General features: G+C 71.2%; 17 protein-coding genes and 1 riboswitch. Of the genes, 7 read left to right on the top strand and 10 right to left on the bottom strand.

Translation table 11 applies throughout. The features are described 5' to 3' along the window. Nucleotides 1-48: 48 nt before the first annotated feature. Nucleotides 49-456, top strand: a complete 408-nt coding sequence (locus BJ982_RS31630; protein WP_184886118.1) for a DUF7674 family protein — start codon at nt 49-51, stop codon at nt 454-456. A gap of 134 nt (nt 457-590) precedes the next feature. Here the strand turns inward: BJ982_RS31630 and BJ982_RS31625 are convergent, their stop codons facing one another. The 5 genes from BJ982_RS31625 to BJ982_RS31605 all read right to left on the bottom strand — a co-directional run bounded on the left by BJ982_RS31625 (nt 591) and on the right by BJ982_RS31605 (nt 6,654). Further along, the gene (locus BJ982_RS31625) at nt 591-1,625 is read right to left on the bottom strand and encodes an ABC transporter ATP-binding protein (RefSeq protein WP_184886116.1); all 1,035 of its coding nucleotides are present in this window, start codon (nt 1,623-1,625) and stop codon (nt 591-593) included. Continuing rightward, nucleotides 1,622-2,686 (bottom strand): ABC transporter ATP-binding protein, encoded by a 1,065-nt coding sequence (locus BJ982_RS31620; protein WP_239123624.1) that lies wholly within the window; start codon nt 2,684-2,686, stop codon nt 1,622-1,624. The genes BJ982_RS31625 and BJ982_RS31620 overlap by 4 nt, the downstream gene beginning before the upstream one ends. 35 nt (nt 2,687-2,721) lie before the next feature. Beyond that, nucleotides 2,722-3,702: an ABC transporter permease gene (locus BJ982_RS31615; protein WP_184886112.1), complete on the bottom strand. Its 981-nt coding sequence runs from the start codon at nt 3,700-3,702 to the stop codon at nt 2,722-2,724. A 75-nt stretch (nt 3,703-3,777) separates the two neighbouring features. Continuing rightward, nucleotides 3,778-5,568, bottom strand: a complete 1,791-nt coding sequence (locus BJ982_RS31610) for an ABC transporter substrate-binding protein (RefSeq protein ID WP_184886110.1) — start codon at nt 5,566-5,568, stop codon at nt 3,778-3,780. 63 nt (nt 5,569-5,631) lie between these two features. Next, entirely contained in the window at nt 5,632-6,654 is a 1,023-nt protein-coding gene (locus BJ982_RS31605) for an ABC transporter permease (protein WP_184886108.1), read from the bottom strand. Between the two features lie 403 nt (nt 6,655-7,057). After that, nucleotides 7,058-7,186, top strand: a riboswitch (FMN riboswitch). A 332-nt stretch (nt 7,187-7,518) separates the two neighbouring features. On the opposite strand from BJ982_RS31605, the gene BJ982_RS31600 reads away from it, so the two are divergent. The 5 genes from BJ982_RS31600 to BJ982_RS31580 are packed head-to-tail and all read left to right on the top strand — an operon-like array spanning nt 7,519 to nt 10,966. Further along, nucleotides 7,519-8,139 carry a riboflavin synthase gene (locus BJ982_RS31600; protein ID WP_184886106.1) on the top strand — a complete coding sequence of 207 codons (621 nt, stop codon included), beginning with the start codon at nt 7,519-7,521 and terminating at the stop codon, nt 8,137-8,139. Then, nucleotides 8,136-8,759 (top strand): nicotinamide riboside transporter PnuC, encoded by a 624-nt coding sequence (gene pnuC / locus BJ982_RS31595; RefSeq protein ID WP_184886104.1) that lies wholly within the window; start codon nt 8,136-8,138, stop codon nt 8,757-8,759. Before BJ982_RS31600 ends, pnuC begins: the two co-directional genes overlap by 4 nt. After that, on the top strand, nt 8,756-9,973 hold the full coding sequence (locus BJ982_RS31590; RefSeq protein ID WP_184886102.1) for a bifunctional 3,4-dihydroxy-2-butanone-4-phosphate synthase/GTP cyclohydrolase II: 1,218 nt from the start codon (nt 8,756-8,758) through the stop codon (nt 9,971-9,973). The genes pnuC and BJ982_RS31590 overlap by 4 nt, the downstream gene beginning before the upstream one ends. Before the next feature lie 34 nt (nt 9,974-10,007). Next, a complete protein-coding gene (ribH, locus tag BJ982_RS31585) occupies nt 10,008-10,478 on the top strand; it encodes a 6,7-dimethyl-8-ribityllumazine synthase (RefSeq protein WP_184886100.1) in 471 nt (156 codons plus the stop codon). Nucleotides 10,479-10,513: 35 nt separating this feature from the next. Further along, nucleotides 10,514-10,966 carry a PH domain-containing protein gene (locus BJ982_RS31580; protein WP_239123625.1) on the top strand — a complete coding sequence of 151 codons (453 nt, stop codon included), beginning with the start codon at nt 10,514-10,516 and terminating at the stop codon, nt 10,964-10,966. A 21-nt stretch (nt 10,967-10,987) separates the two neighbouring features. Here BJ982_RS31580 and BJ982_RS31575 read toward each other — a convergent pair whose 3' ends face one another. The 5 genes from BJ982_RS31575 to BJ982_RS31555 form a co-directional block, all read right to left on the bottom strand. Continuing rightward, nucleotides 10,988-11,236: a hypothetical protein gene (locus BJ982_RS31575; RefSeq protein ID WP_184886096.1), complete on the bottom strand. Its 249-nt coding sequence runs from the start codon at nt 11,234-11,236 to the stop codon at nt 10,988-10,990. Nucleotides 11,237-11,525: 289 nt separating this feature from the next. Further along, a complete protein-coding gene (locus BJ982_RS31570) occupies nt 11,526-12,695 on the bottom strand; it encodes an LLM class flavin-dependent oxidoreductase (RefSeq protein ID WP_184886094.1) in 1,170 nt (389 codons plus the stop codon). Continuing rightward, a complete protein-coding gene (locus BJ982_RS31565) occupies nt 12,695-13,693 on the bottom strand; it encodes an ABC transporter substrate-binding protein (protein ID WP_184886092.1) in 999 nt (332 codons plus the stop codon). The genes BJ982_RS31570 and BJ982_RS31565 overlap by 1 nt, the downstream gene beginning before the upstream one ends. Nucleotides 13,694-13,724: 31 nt before the next feature. After that, nucleotides 13,725-14,471, bottom strand: a complete 747-nt coding sequence (locus BJ982_RS31560) for an ABC transporter ATP-binding protein (RefSeq protein WP_184886090.1) — start codon at nt 14,469-14,471, stop codon at nt 13,725-13,727. Continuing rightward, nucleotides 14,444-15,310 (bottom strand): ABC transporter permease, encoded by an 867-nt coding sequence (locus BJ982_RS31555; RefSeq protein ID WP_184886088.1) that lies wholly within the window; start codon nt 15,308-15,310, stop codon nt 14,444-14,446. Before BJ982_RS31555 ends, BJ982_RS31560 begins: the two co-directional genes overlap by 28 nt. Nucleotides 15,311-15,667: 357 nt before the next feature. Between BJ982_RS31555 and BJ982_RS31550 the strand changes: the two genes are divergently transcribed. Continuing rightward, nucleotides 15,668-16,645, top strand: a complete 978-nt coding sequence (locus BJ982_RS31550) for an AAA family ATPase (RefSeq protein WP_445009398.1) — start codon at nt 15,668-15,670, stop codon at nt 16,643-16,645. The last annotated feature ends 84 nt before the right edge of the window (nt 16,646-16,729 follow it).

Here is a 16,729-nt window from a genome sequence, read left to right as displayed (position 1 = left end):
AGGTCGGGTAAGGTCCCCGATATGGCCTGGAGATGGCGTGAACGCCCTGTGACGCTGATCGATCTCGCCAGGGAATGGAAGCCGGACCCCACCTACGATTCCTCGTGCGGAGTTCGGGACATCCTCTGGGAGGAGATCCCGGAGGCCCAGGCGGCGATCCTGGCGTCGGAAGGCCGCGCCCCCGGGGAGCCGCGTCTGGATGTGCCGGAAGACACCCCTTACATGTACTTTCTCGCCCTCTGGGATGCCTTGTTCCTTCCCGCGGTGGAAACCGGCGACCTGCCGATCCTCCACAAGATCATGAAGGCTTTCGAACGGACGCTCGCGATGGGCTCCGAGGTCGTCGAGGAGAGCTTCGACATGGTGTTCCTCAAGGACCTCAGAAGCCACTACGACACGCTCGGCGCCCACTACGGGCCCCTGCTGCGCCAGAAGGTACTGGCGTCGATGGAGTGACCCACCGCCTCCGTCAGCCGAGGACGCCGTCACACCGCAGGTGGTGGGCCGCCTGGGAGCAACCCGGGGCTCAGGGAGGTCGACTCCGCTGCTCTGAGTTCGCCGCCTGAGCCGGGAGGGCGGACGGGTGCCGGTCAGGCGAGGGCGGGGTCGAGGACGACGTCCTCGCCGTGGGTGGTGGGGGCCTCGGGGAAGTGGCAGGCGGTCAGGTGGCCCTCGTGGTTGCCGTCCAGGCGGACGAGCGGGGGTTCCTCGGTGGCGCACTTGTCCTGGGCCTTCCAGCAGCGGGTGCGGAAGCGGCAGCCGGACGGCGGGTCGATGGGGGAGGGGACGTCGCCGGCGAGGCGGATGCGCTCGGTGACGGTGCCCTCGCCGGGGTCGACCTCGGGGACGGCCGACAGCAGGGCGTGGGTGTAGGGGTGGCGGGGGCGCTCGTAGATGGAGCGGCGGTCGCCGACCTCGACGATCTTGCCGAGGTACATGACCGCGACGCGCTGCGAGAAGTGCCGCACCACGGCCAGGTCGTGGGCGATGAACAGGAACGCGATGCCGAGGTCCTGCTGCAGGCGCTGCAGCAGGTTGATCACCTGGGCCTGGATCGAGACGTCCAGGGCCGAGACCGGCTCGTCGGCGACGATCAGCCGCGGTTCCAGCGCGAGGGCGCGGGCGATGCCGATGCGCTGGCGCTGGCCGCCGGAGAACTCGTGCGGGAACCGGTTGTAGTGCTCGGGGTTGAGCCCGACGATCTCCAGCAGCTCCCGCACGCGCTTCTGCCGCCCGCCGGGCGGGTCGATGCCGTTGACCTCCATGGGGCCGCTGATGATGGCGCCGACCGTGTGCCGGGGGTTGAGCGACGAGTACGGGTCCTGGAAGATCATCTGGATCTCGGACCTGATCGGCTTCAGCTCGCGCCGGCTCGCGTGGGAGATGTCCTTGCCCTGGTACACGATGCGGCCCGCGGTCGGCTCCAGCAGCCGTGCCACCAGGCGGCCCGTCGTCGACTTGCCGCAGCCGGACTCGCCCACCAGGCCCAGGGTCTCGCCCGCGCCGACCGCCAGGTCGATGCCGTCCACGGCGTGCACGCGCCCGACCTGGCGCTTGAAGACCAGCCCGCCGAGGACGGGGAAGTGCTTGGTCAGGCCGGACAGCTCCAGCAGGGTCTCGGTCACAGGCGTTCCTTGATCGTGCCGTCGAAGATTTCCCGCTTCTGGGCGAGGGTGAGGTAGCAGGCGTCGCGGTGCCCCTCGGCGGGGGAGAGCTCGGGGCGCTCGGTGGCGCACACGTCCGAGCCGACCCGCGCCATGTGGTCGCACCGGGGGTGGAAGGGGCAGCCGGACGGGGGGGACAGCAGGCTGGGCGGGGTGCCGCGCACCGGCAGCAGGGGGATGTCGACGTTGGAGGCCAGCTTGGGCATCGAGCCGAGCAGCCCCCAGGTGTAGGGGTGGCGGGGTTCGCGCAGCACCTCGCGCACCGTCCCCTGTTCGATGGCGCGGCCCGCGTACATGACCAGCACGTCGTGCGCGGTCCTGGCCACCACGCCGAGGTCGTGGGTGATGAGGATGATCGAGGTGCCGAACTGCTGCTGGAGGTCCTTGAGGAGGTCCAGGATCTGCGCCTGCACGGTGACGTCCAGCGCCGTGGTCGGCTCGTCGGCGATGAGCAGGTCGGGGTCGCAGACCAGCGCCATCGCGATCATGACCCGCTGGCGCATGCCGCCGGAGAACTGGTGCGGGTAGTCGTCCACCCGCGTCCTGGCGTGCGGGATGCCGACGCGCTCCAGCATCTCGACCGCGCGGTCGCGCGCCTCGCGCTTCCCCACGCCCTTGTGCTTGCGGTAGACCTCGGAGATCTGGCGGCCGACCGTGTGGTACGGCGACAGCGAGGTCAGCGGGTCCTGGAAGATCATGGCGACGCGGTTGCCGCGCAGCCGCTCCAGGGTGTGACGGCTCGCCTGGAGCAGGTCCTCGCCCTCCAGCAGGATCTGCCCGCCGAGCGAGGTGTACGCCGGGTCGTGCAGCCCGAGGATGGCCAGGTTGGACACCGACTTGCCCGACCCGGACTCGCCGACGATGCCGAGCGTGGTGCCCTTGGCCAGGTCGAACGACAGGTGGTCCACGGCGTGGACGACGCCGTCCTCGGTGGAGAACTCGACCGTCAGGTCGCGCACCGACAGGAACGGCGCACGGCCGCCGGCGGCCGCGGGCTCGCGCTCCCAGGTCACGGTGGTCACGGGCCGCTCCTTCGCGTTCTCGGGGCGCGCGCCGGTCATCCGAGCCGCACGCGGGGGTCGATGACGGCGTACAGGACGTCCACCACGATGTTCAGGATGACGATCGCGAAGGCGCCGACGAGGGTGACGCCGAGCAGCATGGGCAGGTCGGTGTTCTGCACGGCGCGCACGGCCAGCTCGCCGATGCCGTGCAGGGTGAACGTCTGCTCGGTGATGATCGCGCCGCCGAGGAGGGTGGCGAGGTCCACGCCGAAGATGGTCACGATGGGGATCATCGCGCCGCGCCAGGCGAACCTGAGGAACACCGCCCGGCCGGACATGCCCTTGGCCCGCGCCGTGCGGACGTAGTCCTCGGCGAGCTGCTCGACCATGGTCGAGCGGGTCATGCGCGTGTAGTTGGCGGTGAAGATGATCGACAGCACCACCCACGGGATCAGCAGGTGGACGAACCACCCCAGCGGGTCCTCGGTGAAGGGGATGTAGGACGGGCGGGGCAGCAGCCCCAGGCTGTCGACGATGAAGAACACCAGCAGCGGCCCGACGAAGTAGATCTGCAGGGACGCGCCGATCACCGAGGACGTGCTGGCGATCTTGTCGAGCGGCTTGCCCTGCTGCCAGGCGGCGATCATGCCGGTGACGACGCCGAAGGACAGGATCACGACCGCCGCGCCGAGTGTCACCGACAGCGTCACCGGGAAACGGTCGAGGATCGCGCCGAAGACGGGCTCCTGGGTGGCGAACGAGTAGCCGAGGCAGGGGGCGGCGCACACGCCGAACTGCACCAGGTCGCGGCCGGTGAAGATGCCGGCCAGCCAGTGCCAGTACTGGACGAACAGCGGCTGGTCCATGCCGAGGTTGTGCCGGATCAGTGCCAGGTTCTCCGGCGAGCAGATCTTCCCGCAGAACGCCCGCGCGGGATCACGGGGGACGGCGTAGAAGAGGAAGAACGTGACCACACTGATGATCAGCAGGATCACGACGGCGCCGATGAGGCGGCGTACGAAGAACCGGAACATGGCCTCGGGCTTCTTCTGCGGGACGTGCGGGGGACGGGCGCCGCCGCCCGGCCGTTGCCGGGCGGCGGCTCAGGACTACTTGACGTAGACGTTCAGCGGGGACTGCTCGCCCTGGACGAGGCTGAACTCCACCCCGCCGAGGCCCGAGCCGTACAGGCCGAAGTAGGTCTGGTAGTACTCGGGGACGATGGGCGCCTGCTCCATGATCTTCTTGTCGAGCGCGGCCCACGCCTTGCCGGCCTCGGCCGCGTCGGTGATCTTGTTGGCGGCGTCGATCGCGGCGTCCACCTCAGGGTTGCTGAAGTGGCTGTAGTTGGTGGAGTTGTCGGCGATCAGACGGCTGTCGAACAGCGGCTGGATCGCGGTCTGGCCGGTCGGCCAGTCGGCGGCCCACCCGGTCCAGTAGATGTCGTACTTGTTGTCCACCGGGCCGATCGCGTCGTAGTAGGTCGCCGGGTTCAGCGGCTTGGCCACGACCTTGAAGCCGGCCTTGCCGAGCGCGTCCTTGATCGCGACGGTGATCTTCTCCTGCGTCGGCGTCTGGTTGTAGGCGTAGACGACCGTCGGGTTGGGCTTGCCGGCCTCCTGCAGCAGCTTCTTGGCGCCCTCGGGGTCGCCGTTCGGCTTGGCCAGCGTGCCGTACAGGTCGAAGGCCTCGTAGCCGAGCACGGTCGGGCTCATCACCGTGGTGGCGATCTTGCCGCTGTTGATCTCGCCGCCCGCGATGAGCTGGAGCTGCTTGGACGGCCACGCCTTGATGATGGCCTGGCGGACCTTCACGTCGGTCAGCCGCTTGCTGTTGAGGTTGTAGAACGTGGTGAACGGCGTCAGGCCCTGGATCGACCGCTTCATCGCCTCGGGGTTGCCGAGCACCTCCTGCACCCGCTCGGGCGCGACCGCGTTGTGGAAGGTCATCGCGGTCTTGTCCGGCCCGCTGTCGGCCAGGAAGCGCTCGGTGGACTGCTGCGACTGCAGGCCGAACTCCATGTGCCACTTGTCGGGGAAGGCGTTGCGGATCGGGTCGGTGTTAGGGTCCCAGTGCGGGTTGCGCTCCAGGTCCATCGACTTGTCGGTGATGTGGCTGACGATCTGGTACGGGCCCGAGGAGAACGGCTTCTTGTCGTACTTCTCCTTGGTGTCCTGCGCCTTCGGCACCGCGCCGTAGCCGGTCATGGCCACCGTGAAGTTCAGGTCCGGGTGCGCCTCCTTCAGCTTGAAGACGACCGTCTTGTCATCGGGCGTCTCGATCGCGTCCAGGGACTTGCCGTTGTAGGGGCCCTCATACGCCTTGCGGTAGTCGGCCCCGGCCAGCCACTGCTGCAGGTAGGTCGGCCCCTCGGTGATGAACGGGGCGAAGAGGCGCTCGACGCTGTACTTGATGTCGGCCGAGGTGATCGCCGTGCCGTCCTGCCACTTCAGGCCGTCCTTGAGCGTGAACTTCCACGTCTTGCCGCCGTCGGTGGTGGTGCCGGTGTCGGTGGCCAGGTCGCCCACCAGCTTGAGCGAGCCGTCCGCGGCCTGGCGGTAGCCGGTGAGCTGCCGGGTGAACAGCAGCGACGCCGTGGCGTTGTAGTTGAGGTAGACCCGGCCCGGGTCGAGGTGGGAGAAGTCGTCGCGGTCGATCATGTTGACCGTGCCGCCGCGCTTGGCGCCGTCGACGGGGTTCGCGGGGCCGTTGGAGTCGGCCGCGGTGCCCACGGTGATGGCGCTGACGGCCTTGTTCTCCAGGGACTTGGTGGGCGTGGCCGCGCCGCCACCGGTCGCGGCGGGGCCGCCGCCTCCGCCCTTGGCGCAACCGGCAAGCGTGAGGGCCCCGGCCGTGAGGATCGCCGCCGCCGCGGTGAGCCTCCTGCGTGAGACTGTCATATCGCCCTTCCTGATCATGTACATGCTGGTCCTGGTCCGCAGGTCAGCGGGGGGTGGAGCGGCTCATCGCCGGGTCTTGGGGTCGAAGGCGTCCCGTAGGGAGTCGCCGAGGAGGTTGAACGCGACGACGAAGATCACCATGGAGACGCCGGGGAAAACCAGGTAGGTGATGTCCTGGTGGTAGACGTTGGAGCCGACCAGGAACATGCGCCCCCAGTCCGGGGTGGGCTCGGTCATGCCGACGCCGAGGAAGCCGAGGCCGGCCTCCGCGCCGACGTACAGCGGCAGCGCGAGCGTGGACTGGATGATGATCGGCGTCCAGAGGTTGGGGAGCAGCTCCTTGAAGATGATCCGCGCCGGGGAGGCGCCGGTGACCCGCGCGGCCTCGATGAACTCGCGCTCGCGCAGCGAGAGCACCTGCGAGCGCAGCAGCCGTGAGATCGTCGCCCAGCCCAGCACGGTGAGCACCACGCAGATGGAGACGTAGCGCAGCCAGACCGGGGTCTCCTCCTCGGGGGACACGAACGCGGCCTCGACGACCGGCAGGAACACGATGAGGAAGAGCTGCGACGGGAAGGCCAGCAGGGTGTCGATGATCCGGCCGATCACGTAGTCGGTCTTGCCTCCGGCGTATCCCGACCAGATGCCCATGACGACGCCGATCAGCGTCGTGATGATCGTGACGATGATCGCGATGGACAGCGAGGTGCGAATTCCGTACACGAGCTGCATGAACACGTCACGGCCGAGCCCTGGTTCGAGGCCGAACCAGAAATCCCCGCTCATGCCCCCATTGGGCGCGATCGGGTAGCCGTACTCGTTGAGCAGGCCGTCGGCGTTCTGGCCGTAGGGCGTATAGGCGTCCTTGCCGTACAGCCAGGAGATGACCGGCGCGAGCAGCGCGACGAGGAAGTAGAACGCCACGACGAAGGCGGCCGTGACCCCGGTGCGGTCCCGGCGGAAGCGGCGCCACATGAGCTGGGCCGGCGAACGGCCCACCAGGGACGAGCGGACCTCGTCCGCGGCCGCCGGGCCTTCGCCGGGGCCGGGAGCCGTCTCGGACCTGGCCTGTGAGGGGAGTGTCATTGTCCGGGTGCCACCAGAGATCGATCGCGGTAAATCGTGACTTGAGGGAACCTTGGCAATTTATTACCTGTCGGTCAATGTCCGGGACGGATCCTTTACACGATTTCGTCGTTCGTTGTGCAATGTCAATCAGGTTGTGTCCACAGCCCTATTGACCTGCGGTGATTGGGTAGGACAGACTGCGCATTACACGCAATTTCAAGTGTCACGATTTTGTGACACAAGCAAGACCTGGACATGACGATATCGTCGGATTATCTGTGATGTCCCGCCTAATACCTGCACGCGGCGCTGATCGTCCGCGTCCGTCCCGGCCCGTCACCCCGGCTCGCGAGCGTCCGGGTGAGATAGGGGTGCCGAGGGTTACGTCCTCTTTGCGTGGCATGGCACACTGAGAGCAGAGCAGCGTGCTCCGGGGTCGGTGAAATTCCGAACCGGCGGTGACAGTCCGCGACCCGGCCGAGTCCATCGGCCGGTGGACCCGGTGGAACTCCGGGACCGACGGTGAAAGTCCGGATGGGAGGCAGCGCGCGCGTCCGGCGACCCCTGTCGCCGGGCATCTGTGTGGTGCGCGTGCGCCGCACTCTTCCCCGGGGCCCGCCGTGGCAGCAAGCCGCAGGCGAGGAGGGGCCGGGTGCGACGACAGACGTCACCGCGTTCATCACGTTCACCGCGTTCAGCGCGTCCATCACGTTCAGCGCGTCCCGCGCGTTCGTCGTGTGCGCGACGCCGGCCTTGTCCTCCCCGCCACGCCCCTGCCGCCACGGGCGCGCAGGAAGACGTGGGGGCCGCTTCGGGTTGCTTCCTGTCGCAGGACCTGATCGTCCCGGGCCCCCGGCCGCTCCGGCCGGCAAAGGAGCGTTGATGTTCACTGGAATCGTCGAGGAGCTCGGCGAGCTCGCCGCCATCGAGACCCTGCCCCGCGCGGCCCGGCTCGCCATCCGGGGGAAGATCGTCGCCGACGGCGCCCGGCACGGCGAGTCGATCGCCGTCAACGGCGTCTGCCTGACCGTCGTGGACGCCACCGCCGACACCTTCACCGCCGACGTGATGCAGGAGACCCTGGACCGCAGCTCGCTCGGCTCCCTCACCCCCGGCGCGCGCGTCAACCTGGAGCGCGCCGTCCGCGCCGACCAGCGGCTCGGCGGCCACATCGTCCAGGGCCACGTCGACGGCACCGGCACGGTGCTGGCGCGCGAGCCCGGCGAGCACTGGGAGGTCGTGCGGATCTCCCTGCCCGCCGAGCTGTCCCGCTACGTCGTCGAGAAGGGCTCGATCGCCGTCGACGGCATCAGCCTCACCGTCGTGTCCGTGGACGACGACGGGCCGGACGGCGGCCCCGAGTTCTCCGTCAGCCTCATCCCCACCACGCTCCAGCTCACCACCCTCGGCCACAAGGCCCCGGGCGACCCGGTGAACCTGGAGGTCGACGTCATCGCCAAGTACGTCGAACGGCTCGTCACCGCGAGAGGCCCGGCGTCATGAGCTGGACCACGGCGGGCTTCGACGTCTTCGGGCAGCACGTCCTCTGGATCGACCTCGCCGGCAACATCGGCGCGCTGTCCACCGTGTGGCTGGCCATGCGGCGCACCGTGTGGACCTGGCCGGTCCAGCTCGCGGGCTCGGTCCTGCTGCTGGTGGCGTCCCTGCAGGCCCATATCACCGGCAACGCCCTCAAGCAGGTCATGTTCGGCGCGCTCGCGGTCTACGGATGGGTCAGGTGGACGCGCGGCATCCGGGAGGGACGCGACCTGCCCGTGCGCCCGGGCACCGATCGGGAGCGGATCGCGCTGATCGCCGTCATGGCGGCGGGCACCGTCCTCGTCGCCCTGTTCTTCGCTGCCACCGGGTGGTCCTGGGCGCCGCTGCCCGACGCCTACATCTTCGTCGGCAGCGCCGTCGCCACCTACGCGCAGGGCAGGGCGCTCATCGACTTCTGGTGGATCTGGGTGGCCGTGGACCTGGTCGGCGTCCCCCTGGCCTTCACCTCCGGGCTGTACGTGTCCGGAGTGGTGTACGGAATCTTCTTCGTCCTGGTCGTGCTCGGCTTCCGCGAGTGGTCGCGGCAGTACAGGACGCGCTCCCCGGAGGTGGCACCAGCATGAGCGACATCACGTTCGACACGATCGATCGCGCGATCGCCGACATCCGCGCCGGCAAACCGGTCGTCGTGGTCGACGACGAGGACCGCGAGAACGAGGGCGACATCATCTTCGCCGCCTCCAAGGCCACCCCCGAACTTCTCGCCTTCACGATCCGCTACACCAGCGGCGTGATCTGCGTCCCCATGACCGGCGACCACCTGGACCGCCTCGGCCTGCCCCTGATGGTCCAGCAGAACCGCGAGCGGCTGCGCACCGCGTACACGATCAGCGTGGACGCCCGCGACGGCGTCACCACCGGCATCTCCGCCGCCGACCGCGCCCGCACCATCCGCGCGCTCGCCGACTCCGCCACCGAGCCCTACGAACTGGTGCGGCCCGGTCACATCTTCCCCCTGCGCTACCACGAGGGCGGCGTGCTGGCCCGCAGGGGCCACACCGAGGCGTCGGTCGACCTGGCCCGGCTCGCCGGGCTCACCCCGGCCGGGGTGCTCGCCGAGATCGTCAACGACGACGGCACCATGGCCCGCCTGCCCGAGCTGCGCAGGTTCGCCGACGAGCACGGCCTCGCGCTGATCTCCATCGAGCAGCTCGTGGAGTACCGCAGGCGCACCGAGAAGGTCGTCTCGCGGGTCGCCGTCACCGACATCCCCAACCGCTACGGCATCTGGCGGGCGTACGGCTTCGCCAGCGGCATCGACGGCGGCGAGCACGTCGCCCTGGTCTACGGCGACCTCGGCGACGGCGAGAACGTCCTGGTGCGCGCGCACTCCGAGTGCCTCACCGGGGACGTCCTCGGCTCGCTGCGCTGCGACTGCGGCGTCCAGCTCGACCACGCCATGCGCGCGGTCGCCGCCGAGGGCAGGGGCGTCATCGTCTACCTGCGCGGGCACGAGGGGCGCGGCATCGGCCTGCTCGCCAAGCTCAGGGCCTACAGTCTTCAGGACAACGGCAGCGACACCGTGGACGCCAACCTGGAGCTCGGCCTGCCCGTGGACGCCCGCGAGTTCTCCAACGCCGGCCAGATGCTCGCCGACCTCGGCGTCAGGTCGGTGCGGGTGCTGACCAACAACCCGGCCAAGCTCCGCGGCCTGGACGGGTACGGCATCAAGGTGATCGGCAGGGAGCCCATGCCGGTCGCCGCCAACGAGTACAACATCAAGTACCTCACGGCCAAGCGCGACCGCCTCGGCCACCAGATCGAAGGAGTGCGATGAGCGAGCAGCGCCCGGCGGCCGGCGGGGAGCGCCGATGAGCGGCGAGGGGCGGCCCGCCGCCGCGCCGGTTCGCGCCGAGGGGCTCACGGTGGGGATCGTGGCCGCCCGATGGCACGAGCGGATCACCGATCAGCTGGTGGCACGGGCCGAGCGGGCGGCCGACGACTGCGGCGCCGCGCGCCTCACCGTGCGGGTCGCCGGGTCGCTGGAGGTCCCCGTCGTCGCCCAGGCCCTGGCCAGGACGCACGACGCCGTCGTGGCGCTCGGCGTGGTCATCCGCGGCGAGACCGCGCACTTCCAGTACGTCTGCGATTCGGTGACATCCGGGCTCACGCGGGTGTCGCTGGACGAGTCGACTCCGGTGGGCAACGGCGTCCTCACGTGTGACACCCTTGACCAAGCCGTAGATCGGGCCGGTCTGCCCGGCAGTCACGAGGACAAGGGGTATGAGGCCACGGTCGCGGCGATCGAGACCGCTCTGGTTCTGCGTGAGCTGAAAGGATGACCCAGTGCCCCGCCGATCCGCCCGCCCTCCGCGCCGTGCCTGAGCCCGAGCCGCCGCCGCTGCCGATGGTCTGGAGGCCGCGCCGGGCCCGCGTCATCGCCTACACCGCCGCCGCGGTGATGGTGGTGGGCGCGATCGTGCTCGCGGTGGTGCTGCCGCCGCCGTTCCGGCTCCCCGACAAGATCGGCGTCGTGGTGTTCGGGGGTCTGGTGGCGTTCATCCTCCACCTGCTCGGGCGGCTGCGGGTGGAGGCCGACGAGCGGGGCGTCACGGTCGTGAACGCCGTGCGCGTCCACCGCTACGAGTGGGCCGAGGTGCTGGGCGTCACGCTGCCCGAGGGGGAGCCGTGGCCCAAGCTGGACCTGGCCGACGGCTCCAGCGTCGGCGCCATGGGAATCCAGGGCACCGAGAGGACCAGGTCCCACAAGGCGGTGGCGGAGCTGCGGTCCCTGATCCAGAAGTACGGCGAGGCCCCGGACCGGAGCTGAACCCGCGCCCCCGCGCGCGGGTCAGGCGTCGTCTCCGGGGCGGGGGGCGGGGTAGCGGCTCTTGCGCCGCGACTCGGCGGTCGCCTGCTCCTCGAGTTGGCGGGCCAGCTCGTCGAGGTCGTCGGCGCCGAGGACGTTGGACACGCCGAACCGCGACGCGGAGGTCGACCACGGGTTGCGCCGGTAGGCCACCCACCCGCCGTAGAAGTCCAGGATCTCCCACGTCCTGCCGTGGCGCTGCCGCACCTCGGCGAGCGTCAGGCGTTTCACGAGCGCCATGAGGCGTGGCCGATGAGAGTCACGATGACAGCTTCCCTTCGCCGATAACCCGAGTCAAGATCATATTTACGGAATGTGACGCGAAGCATTCAAGTGCTGTTCGCCGCGGGACCTGCCGCGGATGGCCCGAGTAGCGATTCAAGTACATTCCGTGGTCCCGCGGGCGGGAAAGAACGACCGGGTCAGGCCGGATGCCGTGCGGACGGGCCCGCGAAGGGGGGCGCGGGCACGCCGACGGCCGGCCGCCCCGGAGGGAGAGGGCGGCCGGCCGGGCGGGAGGTCAGGCGCTGAGCCGGACGGGCGCCCGCGCGCCGTCCAGGGCTCCCCGGCGGCGCAGCTCGGGCAGCACGCCCTCGCCGAACCAGTACGCCTCCTCCAGGTGCGGGTAGCCGGACAGGACGAACTCGGCGACGCCCTGCGCGGCGTACTCCTCGATCAGGCCGGCGACCTCGGCGTGGCTGCCCACCAGGGCCGTGCCCGCGCCGCCGCGCACCAGCCCCACGCCCGCCCACAGGCCGGGGTGGATCTCCAGGTCGTGGACGCCGCCGCCGTCGCGCCGGAAGCCCTCGTGCAGGGCCAGCATGCGCTTCTGCCCCACCGACTCGCTGCGCGCCAGGGTCTGCTGCGCGGTGCGGACGTCCTCGGGGTCCAGGCCCGCGAGCAGCCGCCCGGCCTCGGCCCACGCCTCCTCGGAGGTGTCCCGGGCGATGACGTGCAGGCGGACGCCGAACCGCAGCGTCCGCCCCTCCTCGGCGGCCAGCCCCCGCACCCACGCGATCTTCTCGCCGACCTGCGCGGGCGGCTCGCCCCAGGTCAGGTACGTCTGCACGTGGCGCGCCGCGACACGTCCCGCCGCCGCCGACGAGCCGCCGAAGTACAGCTCGGGGACCGGCGCGGGCGGCTCGGCGACCGTCGCCCCCTCCACCTGGTAGTGGGCGCCGGAGAAGTCGTAGGGCGTGCCGCTCCACGCGCCGCGCACGATGGACAGGAACTCGTCGGTGCGGGCGTACCGCTCGTCCTTGGACAGGTGGTCGCCGAAGCGGCGCTGCTCGGCGGTCTCCCCGCCGGTGACGACGTTGAGCAGTAGCCGGCCGCCGGAGACGCGCTGGTAGGTCGCGGCCATCTGCGCCGCCAGCGTGGGGGAGACGAACCCGGGGCGGAACGCCACCAGGAACCTCAGCGTCCGGGTCTGCTGGGTGAGCGCGGCGGTGACCAGCCAGGCGTCCTCGCACCAGGTGCCGGTCGGGGTGAGCACGGCGTCGAACCCGAGCTGCTCGGCCGACCGCGCGATCTGGCCGAGGTAGTCGATGGACGGCGGCCGGTACTTCGCCGCGGCGGCCCGGCCGTGGCCGCGCTGGAGCCCGTGGCCGCGCTGGAGCCCGTGGCCGCCGCCGATGAGCGACCGGCTGTCGCCGGAGGTGGGCAGGAACCAGTGGAACCGCAGGCTCATCAGACGTCCTTCTTCACGAGGTCGTTGAACCGCCGGTCGGCGAAGCCGGCGAAGTCGATCTTTCCGGGGATGAGGCCCTCGGCGCCGAAGGCGTCGGCCATCTCCTGCTCGGAGGCGACCAGGGCGTCGTCGATCCGCACGATCTTCGTGACGCGGTTGGCGGCGGCGGGCCCGGTCACCTCGACGGGCAGGCCCGTCTCCTTGGCCCAGACCTTCGCCCATTCGTCCTGGTGGGTGTTGGCCCAGATCTTCGCGCGCTGCAGGCGCGCCACGTAGTCGCGGATCGCGGCGGTCTTGTCCTTGTCGGCGAGCGCGTCGCGGCCGGCGACCTGGAAGCCGTAGCCGTTGACGTAGCCGGTGCCGTCCACCAGGACCCTGGCCTTGTTCTGTACCACCGCCTGGGAGGCGTAAGGGTCCCAGATGGCCCAGACGTCGATCCGGCCGGAGGTGAACGCGGCCAGGGCGTCGGCGGGCTGCAGGTAGCTCACCGTGATGTCCTTGAAGGACAGGCCGTCCCTCTTCAGCACGGCGAGCAGGTGGTAGTGCGCCGAGCTGCCCTTGGCGACCGCGACCCGCTTGCCCTTGAGCTGCGCGGTGGCGGTGATGGGGGAGCCGGACGGGACGACGATGGCCGAGGCCTTGCCGCTCGTCTGGTCGGCGGCCACCACGGAGATCTTGGAGCCGGCGGCCGCCGCGAAGATCGGCGGGGTGTTGCCCACGGCGCCGATGTCCACGCCCCCGGCGTTGACGGCCTCCAACAGCGGCGGGCCCGAGGTGAACTGGGCCCAGGTCACCTTGTACGGGAGCTTGTCCAGCTCGCCGGCGGCGGTGAGCAGCACCTGGGAGCCCGCCTTCTGGTCGCCGACCCGCAGCGTGACCCCGGAGAGGCCGCCGCCCCCCGAGCCGGAGGAACCCTGCGAGGACGCGGAGGCCCCGCAGGCGGCGAGCGCCGCGGCCAGGCCCGTCGCGGCGAGCAGCCGGACGACCTTGACGATCATGGTGCGGCCTCCGGTGCGGTGCGGGGGGTCGTCATCGCCGTTCCTCCGGGGGGTCGGTGGGGTGCTCGCATGCCGCCACGCCGAGGGCGCGGAGCAGGCGGTCGCGCAGGTTCACGAGGTCGGGATGGTCGCGGTGGCGGGGCCGGGGCGCGGTGACGGCGTACTCGTGGGCGATGCGGCCCTCCGACAGCACGAGCACGCGGTCGGCGAGCAGCAGCGCCTCGTCCACGTCGTGGGTGACGAGCAGCACGGCGGGGCGGTGCAGGGCCCACAGGTCCAGGACGAGCTGGTGGACGGTGATGCGGGTGAGCGCGTCCAGGGCGCTGAACGGCTCGTCGAGCAGCAGCAGCTCCGGCTCCCTGACCAGGGCGCGGGCGAGGCTGGCCCGCTGGGCCTCCCCGCCGGACAGCGTGAGCGGCCAGGCGTCCGCGCGCTCGCTCAGCCCGACCTCCTCAAGGGCGCGGTCGGCGCGCGCGCCCGCGTCGGGCACGTCCAGGCCGAGGGCGACGTTCGCGCGGACGCGCTTCCAGGGCACCAGGCGCGGCTCCTGGAAGGCGACGGCGACCGAGTCGCCGACGCTCAGCTCGCCGTCGAGGTCGCGGTCCAGGCCGGCCAGCGCGCGCAGCAGGGTGGACTTGCCCGAGCCGCTGCGGCCGAGCAGGGCGATGAACTCGCCGCCCTCGATGTCCAGGTCCAGGCCGTCCAGGACGGCGCGGTCGCCGAAGCGGCGGGTCAGGCCGCGCAGCCCGGCTACTCGGCGAGGAATCCGCGTCTCCATACGAGCGCCCTCCGTTCCAGCAGCCGTACCAGCGCGTCGGTGAGCAGGCCGAGCGCGCTGTAGACCAGCAGGCCGACCACGATGACGTCCGTGCGCAGGAACTCGCGGGCGTCGTTGATCATGAAGCCGAGCCCGGCGTCGGCGTTGACCTGCTCGGCCACGATGAGCGCCAGCCAGGCCACGCCGAGGCTCTGCCGCAGCCCGACCAGCGTCTGGGGCAGCGCGCCCGGCAGCACGATGTGGCGCAGCAGCGCGGCCCGGCCGAGTCTGAGGGTGTGGGCGACCTCGGCGAGCTTGCCGTCCACCCCCCGGATGCCGGCGAAGGTGTTGAGGTAGAGGGGGAAGGACACCGCGAGCGCGACCAGGGTCACCTTGGGCGTCTCGCCGATGCCGAACCACAGGATGAACAGCGGGATCAGGCCGAAGAACGGCAGCGCGCGCAGCATCTGCATGATCGGGTCCACGGCGTACTCGCCCGGGCGGCCGAGCCCGGCGACCACGGCGAGCAGCACGCCGGCGAGCGCTCCGGCGGCGAAGCCGATGGCGACCCGTTGCAGGGACACCGCGATCGCCGTGGGCAGGACGCCCTGGGTGACCAGGTCGGCGGCGGTGGCGGCGACCGTGCTCGGCGCGGCGAGCAGGCGCTCGGGCAGGAGCCCGGCGCCGCCGGCGATCTGCCAGAGGACGACGACGGCCAGAGGGCTGAGCCATCGCCGCCAGGCCCGGGCGCGGCGCGGGGCACGGGACGCGCGCGGGGGCGGGGACGTGGAGGCGGTGGACGGCCCGGCGGCCGGGCCCGGGGCCCGTGCCGCCTGAACGTCCAGGGTGGGGGACGACATCAAGGAACCTCGCAGGGGTTGTCTCGTGCGGCCTCCGACCCATAATTGCCGCCATTTCCTACCGGGTCAATAGGGTTTTATGGAACGACCACCGGCCACGCGCCGCCGGCCGCCCCCGGGCCGCATTGCTCCCGAGCGGACAGGGGCCGCCGCGCGTAGTCTGATGAGGTGTCCGAAGAGGTGTCCGGCGCGGTACCTGAAGCGGTGTCCAGCGCGGTCCCTGACGTGGAGTCCGCCGGGGTGCCTGGCGCGGTGTCCGGCGCGGTCCCTGACGTGGAGTCTGGCGCGGTGCCCGCGGTGGCGCCCGATGCGGTGCCTGACACGGTGCCTGACGTGGAGTCCGCTGTGGTGCCTGGCGTGGTGCCCGCCGTTGTGCCCGAGGCGGTGTCCGCCGTGGGGTCCGCCGTGGGGTCCGCCGTGGGGTCCGGTGAGGGGGCGGATCGGGGGCGCGGGGTGTCCGGCGTCAGTAGTCCCGCCGCGCTCGCCGCGCTTCTCGACGCGCACGCCTATCTGGCCGGCGAGGGGCTGGCCACCGCGTGCTTCCTCGCGCTCAAGATGGGCAGGCCGCTGTTCCTGGAAGGCGAGGCGGGCGTCGGCAAGACCGAGCTGGCCAAGACCCTCGCCGCCGTGCTCGGCGCGCCCCTGATCCGCCTGCAGTGCTACGAGGGCCTGGACGCCGCGCAGGCCCTGTACGACTGGGACTTCGCCCGCCAGCTCCTCCACCTCAAGGCCGCCGAGGCCACGGGCGCCACCGGGGCCGCCGAGGCCGCGCGCCTCGAAGGCGAGCTGTACGACCGCAGGTTCCTCATCGCCCGCCCCCTGCTCAGGGCCCTGGAGACCCGGCCCGCCGTGCTGCTCGTGGACGAGATCGACCGCGCCGACGACGAGTTCGAGGCGTTCCTGCTGGAGGTCCTCTCCGACTTCAGCATCTCCATCCCCGAGCTCGGCACCGTGCGGGCCGCCGAGCCGCCCGTGGTGGTCGTCACCTCCAACCGCACCCGCGACGTCCACGACGCGCTCAAGCGCCGGTGCCTGTACCACTGGCTGGAGCACCCGCCGTTCGAGCGCGAGGTGGCGATACTCCTCCGGCGGCTGCCGGCCTGCTCCGAGGCGCTCGCCGCCCAGGTCGCCGCCGCGGCCGGGCGCCTGCGCTCGGCCGGGCTGGTCAAGCCGCCCGGCGTCGCCGAGACCCTCGACTGGGCCGGCGCCCTGCTCACGCTCGGGGCGCGCGACCACCTGGACCCGGGCCTGGCCGCCGCCACGCTCGGCGCGCTGCTGAAGTACCGCGAGGACCAGCAGACCGTCCTGGCGAACGGACTCCTGCGCCATGCCTGACCCCGCCCGTCCCACCTCCGGGGTCCGTCCGGTACCTGGGGAAGCCGCTCTGGCGTCCGGGGAATCCCCTCCGGTGTCCGCGAG

This window comes from Sphaerisporangium siamense (genome assembly GCF_014205275.1).
In the GTDB taxonomy this organism is placed as follows: Bacteria; Actinomycetota; Actinomycetes; order Streptosporangiales; family Streptosporangiaceae; genus Sphaerisporangium; species Sphaerisporangium siamense.
The sequence above is the reverse complement of the archived record's forward strand: the minus strand, read 5'-3'. Positions and strand labels throughout refer to the sequence as shown.

What these genes read in the sequence shown, in the direction of transcription:
- BJ982_RS31615 (WP_184886112.1), bottom strand. Translation starts at nt 3,702, where the DNA reads ATGTTCCGGTTCTTCGTACGCCGCCTCATCGGCGCCGTCGTGATCCTG.
- BJ982_RS31610 (WP_184886110.1), bottom strand. Translation starts at nt 5,568, where the DNA reads ATGACAGTCTCACGCAGGAGGCTCACCGCGGCGGCGGCGATCCTCACG.
- BJ982_RS31605 (WP_184886108.1), bottom strand. Translation starts at nt 6,654, where the DNA reads ATGACACTCCCCTCACAGGCCAGGTCCGAGACGGCTCCCGGCCCCGGC.
- BJ982_RS31600 (WP_184886106.1), top strand. Translation starts at nt 7,519, where the DNA reads ATGTTCACTGGAATCGTCGAGGAGCTCGGCGAGCTCGCCGCCATCGAG.
- pnuC (WP_184886104.1), top strand. Translation starts at nt 8,136, where the DNA reads ATGAGCTGGACCACGGCGGGCTTCGACGTCTTCGGGCAGCACGTCCTC.
- BJ982_RS31590 (WP_184886102.1), top strand. Translation starts at nt 8,756, where the DNA reads ATGAGCGACATCACGTTCGACACGATCGATCGCGCGATCGCCGACATC.
- ribH (WP_184886100.1), top strand. Translation starts at nt 10,008, where the DNA reads ATGAGCGGCGAGGGGCGGCCCGCCGCCGCGCCGGTTCGCGCCGAGGGG.
- BJ982_RS31570 (WP_184886094.1), bottom strand. Translation starts at nt 12,695, where the DNA reads ATGAGCCTGCGGTTCCACTGGTTCCTGCCCACCTCCGGCGACAGCCGG.
- BJ982_RS31565 (WP_184886092.1), bottom strand. Translation starts at nt 13,693, where the DNA reads ATGATCGTCAAGGTCGTCCGGCTGCTCGCCGCGACGGGCCTGGCCGCG.
- BJ982_RS31560 (WP_184886090.1), bottom strand. Translation starts at nt 14,471, where the DNA reads ATGGAGACGCGGATTCCTCGCCGAGTAGCCGGGCTGCGCGGCCTGACC.
- BJ982_RS31555 (WP_184886088.1), bottom strand. Translation starts at nt 15,310, where the DNA reads ATGTCGTCCCCCACCCTGGACGTTCAGGCGGCACGGGCCCCGGGCCCG.